Source organism: Methanomassiliicoccales archaeon (assembly GCA_013415695.1).
Classification (GTDB): domain Archaea; phylum Thermoplasmatota; class Thermoplasmata; order Methanomassiliicoccales; family JAAEEP01; genus JAAEEP01.
In genome coordinates this window covers 1-4,658 of sequence record JAAEEP010000037.1, presented here as the reverse complement: position 1 = coordinate 4,658, position 4,658 = coordinate 1, and the positions used below count along the sequence as shown (strand labels likewise).

Below are 4,658 nucleotides of genomic sequence, written 5' to 3'. Positions count from 1 at the left end.
TGCAGGGATTACCGAAATCCGTATGGAATGGTGGAAATAGGCATAAACGGCGGCACACTCATTGCCCAAGGAACCGCGGAGAATCAGATCTACTTCACATCAAACACCGATGATCCCATCAATGGAGACTGGTCCGGGATAATGTTCTTCAACAGCTTCGGAAGCATCCTGGATTATATCGTCGTGGAGTTCAGTATGATGGGCATCGCGCAGTTCGATTCTTCCGTCAACATCTCCCACTCGATCGTGAGGTGGGTGAACTGGGAAGGTATATACGCCGAGCGGTCCACCTTTACCGTGGAGAACTGCACTCTTTACAGCAATGGCTATCACGAGATCGCCTTGGAGCAGTACAATCATGACGTCCTAATCAAGAACAACATCTTCAGGGATGGCAACTTCGCCCTGCATTCCGAGAAGTCCGAGGTTCATGTCGAGGGAAACTACTTCCACAACTATCGCCACATAGCGATAACCGCTGGGCATGAGTCCAATCTCACTGTGATCTACAACAAATTCGAGAACATCACGGAAGAGGAGATGATGATCAATCTCGACTGCACCATTGTCGAATATGGCAACGATATGGGTGATGGATCGGTTCCGATTCCAGAGATGGATTATCCGGTGATAGAATGGCATCCCCTGGGCTACATTCCCTGTGATCCTGAGGATCGATACTCATATGTTTTCGACCCGGAGGACGAGACCCGAAGGGTCGTCAAGAGGATCGGAAAGGGCCTCTCCTTCGGTTGGACCCTGCTCTACGCGGAAGATTACCTTTGGAGGTTCACCTTCGGCGGGGAGTCACACGACTTCGTAAAGGTCGATCCCGAGACAGGAACCTTCCAGATATTCAATTCCACGTTGATGAATCCCAGGGGGCTGGCCTGGGACGGATTGAACTTCTGGGTCAATGACTTCTCGCTCCTCAAGATATTCAAATTCACGATAAACGAGACCTCGGTCATCATCCTGGATTCCTTCGATATTCCCGAGAAGGAGAAGGGAGGGTGCATGGGGCTGACGTTCGACGGGACCTACCTCTGCCTCACCAAGAGGGACGGAAGCGGGGTCTACAAGATAGACACCAACGGGAACCTTGTAGGGTCAATAGACTTCTCCGGGGGCATTGGTCAAGCCATAGTGTGGACCGGTGAGTTCTTCTGGGCGACGGGTGGCGGTCGCGGCATAGGTAAGTTCACCACAGATGGTGTATTGGTGGGATCGATATTCCCGGTCGCGGATGGTACCTGGGCTATCGCCTGGGATGGAGAATACCTGTGGACACTTCAGAGGACATGCGAACTATGGGATGACGACAAGATATTCCAGATCGAGATACTGGACAGCAGCATGTGAGAAGTAAAGAATACGAATCCAAATGGGTCCTCGAATTCTCAGGAACATGGAGCGTCAGAATGATACGACCTCAAGCTATCTTAAATTGGGTCGCCTTGAGGGACACCATGTCCAGATCACACAAGATCACCTGCATCCAAAATTCTAGGGCGTAGGAATACATGGAATCGACGTGATCAGATTCCCCTTATGCTTTCGGCTATCAAATCCTTCTTGGTCTTCCCCCTCGCTTCTGCCAGTTTGGCCTTGAGCAGTCCTCCGTGCTCTCCCAGCCATTGGAAGTTCTCACAACCCTCAAGGTCCGTGCATTGAGAGCAGAGATTGAGTCCCCTCTCCTTGGAGCAAATCCTTATCGTGCAGTTGGGAGGCCCTCCGCCATGCTCGCATCCTGGACAATCCACGAGAGATCCAATCCATTCTAACGAGTGATCGAGATTCTTGAAGTCTATCTCGGATCCTCCAGGTACAAAATGCGCCCATTGTGCGATCCCGTATGAACGAATGAACTGATTCAGCTTCTCGGCAGACTCAGCAACGGTACCGTTCCCGAGGGCGCATCCTCCGCATGAGATACCGCAGGGTCCCATCTGGTTCTTGACCCGATCGAAAGCCTCATGCTTCATGAGGAAAATCATTCGCGGGAAGGTATTCAAACTTTATTCTGTTTGAATCCCAGCTCCGTCATCGCCTCCTTGACCGAGTAGTCCTGGTGGACTATCAACGACATCGCCTTCACCATCAGACCGGGCTTCTCTGCCTGGAAGACATTCCTGCCGATGGCAACACCGGCCCCGCCACCCTGTATCGAGTCACGGACCATCTCAAGTATCTGCTCGGTTGTATCCATTCTCGGGCCTCCCGCCACTACAACGGGAACGGGACACCCTTCTGTGACCTCCTTGAAGGTATCGATGCTGCCGGTGTAGTTGGTCTTCACAATGTCCACGCCAATCTCCGCCGCAGCCCGGGCAGCGATCTTGACATACTCGCCCGAGTTGTTAGGATCTATCTTCTTCCCTCTAGGGTACATCATCGCCAACAGGGGCATGCCCCACTCCCTGCATTTTGCGGCCGTTATCCCAAGCTCCTGCAGCATCTCGGCTTCCGACTCCGCCCCGATGTTTATGTGGACGGAAACCGCGTCAGCTCCCATCTTGATCGCCTCCTCGACGGGAGTGATCAGAACCTTGTTGTTCGGATCCGGAGAAAGAGATGTGCTAGCGGACAGATGCATGATCAGTCCGATGTCCTTCCCATACCTCCGATGACCGTGCAAAGGGAGTCCCAAATGCCCTAGTACAGCGTTAGCGCCCCCCTCTGCAACCTGGTCAACGGTCTCGGCCATGTTGACTATGCCCTTGATAGGGCCCAGGCTCATGCCGTGATCCATGGGGACGATGACCGTCCTTCTGGTCCTGCGGTCCATGATCCTCTCCAAACGAATTGCCTTTCCAGTATAGCTCATAAGCTCACTTCCTATTTTTCAAAATGCTGGATAGCCCGCCATTAAAACCTATGGCGAGCTATCAAAAGCCGAAGCTGTGAAAGTCGAAAAGATGGATTTTAGGTATCCGATCACAGCTCCGCAATTTCATGTTAGCGGAAGATATGATCTTCCCGTATATAAGCAATGTTTAGATAAAGTAACTAAGGATAATTATCCAGACGAGGAGATGCGAGGAACACACTTGGAAAATACCAAATTTCCGACGCTCCTGATTCCATTCACCTAGTGATCTTTCATTTCTTCTTTGCCTTTCCATATTCCAAGAAGAGTGCCTTACAATCCGGACATCTGTGAGAGAAGAACATCTGCAAATAGGTTGGTCCTTTGATCCTGATTGACTTCTTTCCAACCAGGCTGGGGTTCTTCTTTAAAACGTCCTTAGTCAAACCGGGGTACCAGTACAGCCCTGCAATCTGATCTCCCCCTAGAATTTCACACATGCCCTCCTCGAATTCCCCTCCACATTTTGGACACTTCATCAGATCAACCCTTGACCAATCTACATATCTAAACTGACAACGATAAAATATTCGCAGAATTCTAGGATTAATGTGGATTACAGGGAAGGTCTATGGACAGTGGGATTAGTGAACGCTGGTTTGGGCTATTCTTCATCATATCAGGAGCACTCGGAACATGGTCCCTTGGACTCGTGGGTGGATTGCCACTGGCCGTAGGAATACTCTCAATAGCGGCTGCTGAGAAAAACACCAAATCGTGATGGCGACCCTCTTCTGAAAACCAATGGAATCCCATAGCTCTTCCTTTGAGAGGCTATTTGAAAGATACTTAATGTCCAAAATGCAATAAGGCCTAGGTCATCGAGTATTCCTCGAGTGGCGTAGGGGGATCTGCCATGGGCAACGAGGGGAGAAAGAACATTAGCGGACCCATAATCGGAGCGATAGTCATAATCATCATACTGGTCGCCGCATTCATAATAGTCAACGATCAAGACACTAAGACGGAGAAGGTGGGGTGGATTGTTGGAGAACCGGTGGACGGTTACGGCACGATCCTTCATACTGTGGATGGAACGAACTGGACCAGACAGGGTAGCAACGACACCGTGCCTGATGTCCCGTTGAATGATGTCAAGGCAATTGACAAGAACACCGCCTGGATTGTAGGTAACAAGGTGGACGGGCACGTCACCATCCTCAGGACCGATGATGGCGGTGAGATTTGGGTCAATCAAGGAGATGTAGCCGATGTCCCTGCCGTCGACCTCTACGGGATCGGGGTCGTTGACATAGGAATCGCCTGGGCCGTTGGGGAGAACGGGACCATCCTCATAACCTACGACGGGGGAGAGAACTGGATAGTCCAATCCTCACCTGGGGATCTGACCGAGGCCAATTTCTACGCAATGGCAGTCGTGGACGAGTCGAATGCCTGGATCATAGGCGACAATGACAGTGGCTACGCGACCATATTCCGGACCACCAACGCCGGGCAGAACTGGACTCGCCAGGGCACCGAGGAGACGGTGATGACTACTGGCCTCATCGACATAAGTGCGGCCGATGAAAACGTCGCGTGGGCCGTAGGAGCGGACGAGACCATACTCAAGACGATCGACGGGGGAGGGAATTGGACAGTGCAGAGCACCTCCAGACCGCAGGGGGGACCTCACGTGAACGGCGTATGCGTGATCGATGAGAACAACGCCTGGGCCGCAGTCGATTTCGATCGGATGCTGAAGACCACCGATGGGGAGAACTGGACAAAGTACGATATCCCGTCATCGGTTGGACATGGTTTCTATCTCATCAGCGTCAGCGCAATT

General features: G+C 51.7%; 6 protein-coding genes. 3 read left to right on the top strand and 3 right to left on the bottom strand.

The window, feature by feature from the left end; translation table 11 throughout:
• Nucleotides 1-1,362 (top strand): hypothetical protein (locus GKC03_10045; protein ID NYT12867.1); only part of this gene is annotated, 1,362 nt, incomplete at its 5' end.
• A 176-nt stretch (nucleotides 1,363-1,538) separates the two neighbouring features.
• On the opposite strand, the gene GKC03_10040 is transcribed toward GKC03_10045, so the two are convergent.
• The 3 genes from GKC03_10040 to GKC03_10030 all read right to left on the bottom strand — a co-directional run bounded on the left by GKC03_10040 (nucleotide 1,539) and on the right by GKC03_10030 (nucleotide 3,309).
• Nucleotides 1,539-1,985 (bottom strand): DUF3795 domain-containing protein, encoded by a 447-nt coding sequence (locus GKC03_10040; GenBank protein NYT12866.1) that lies wholly within the window; start codon nucleotides 1,983-1,985, stop codon nucleotides 1,539-1,541.
• A gap of 26 nt (nucleotides 1,986-2,011) precedes the next feature.
• Entirely contained in the window at nucleotides 2,012-2,827 is an 816-nt protein-coding gene (locus GKC03_10035) for a class I fructose-bisphosphate aldolase family protein (protein NYT12865.1), read from the bottom strand.
• A gap of 275 nt (nucleotides 2,828-3,102) precedes the next feature.
• Nucleotides 3,103-3,309: a hypothetical protein gene (locus tag GKC03_10030; GenBank protein NYT12864.1), complete on the bottom strand. Its 207-nt coding sequence runs from the start codon at nucleotides 3,307-3,309 to the stop codon at nucleotides 3,103-3,105.
• Between the two features lie 131 nt (nucleotides 3,310-3,440).
• Between GKC03_10030 and GKC03_10025 the strand changes: the two genes are divergently transcribed.
• Nucleotides 3,441-3,590, top strand: coding sequence for a hypothetical protein (locus GKC03_10025; protein NYT12863.1), 150 nt, complete (start codon nucleotides 3,441-3,443; stop codon nucleotides 3,588-3,590).
• A 135-nt stretch (nucleotides 3,591-3,725) separates the two neighbouring features.
• Nucleotides 3,726-4,658, top strand: a 933-nt coding sequence (locus tag GKC03_10020) for a hypothetical protein (protein ID NYT12862.1), incomplete at its 3' end; no start/stop codon positions are given.

Coding starts and splice junctions, on each gene's coding strand:
- GKC03_10040 (NYT12866.1), bottom strand. CDS start 1,985: ATGAAGCATGAGGCTTTCGATCGGGTCAAGAACCAGATGGGACCCTGC.
- GKC03_10035 (NYT12865.1), bottom strand. CDS start 2,827: ATGAGCTATACTGGAAAGGCAATTCGTTTGGAGAGGATCATGGACCGC.
- GKC03_10030 (NYT12864.1), bottom strand. CDS start 3,309: ATGTGTGAAATTCTAGGGGGAGATCAGATTGCAGGGCTGTACTGGTAC.
- GKC03_10025 (NYT12863.1), top strand. CDS start 3,441: ATGGACAGTGGGATTAGTGAACGCTGGTTTGGGCTATTCTTCATCATA.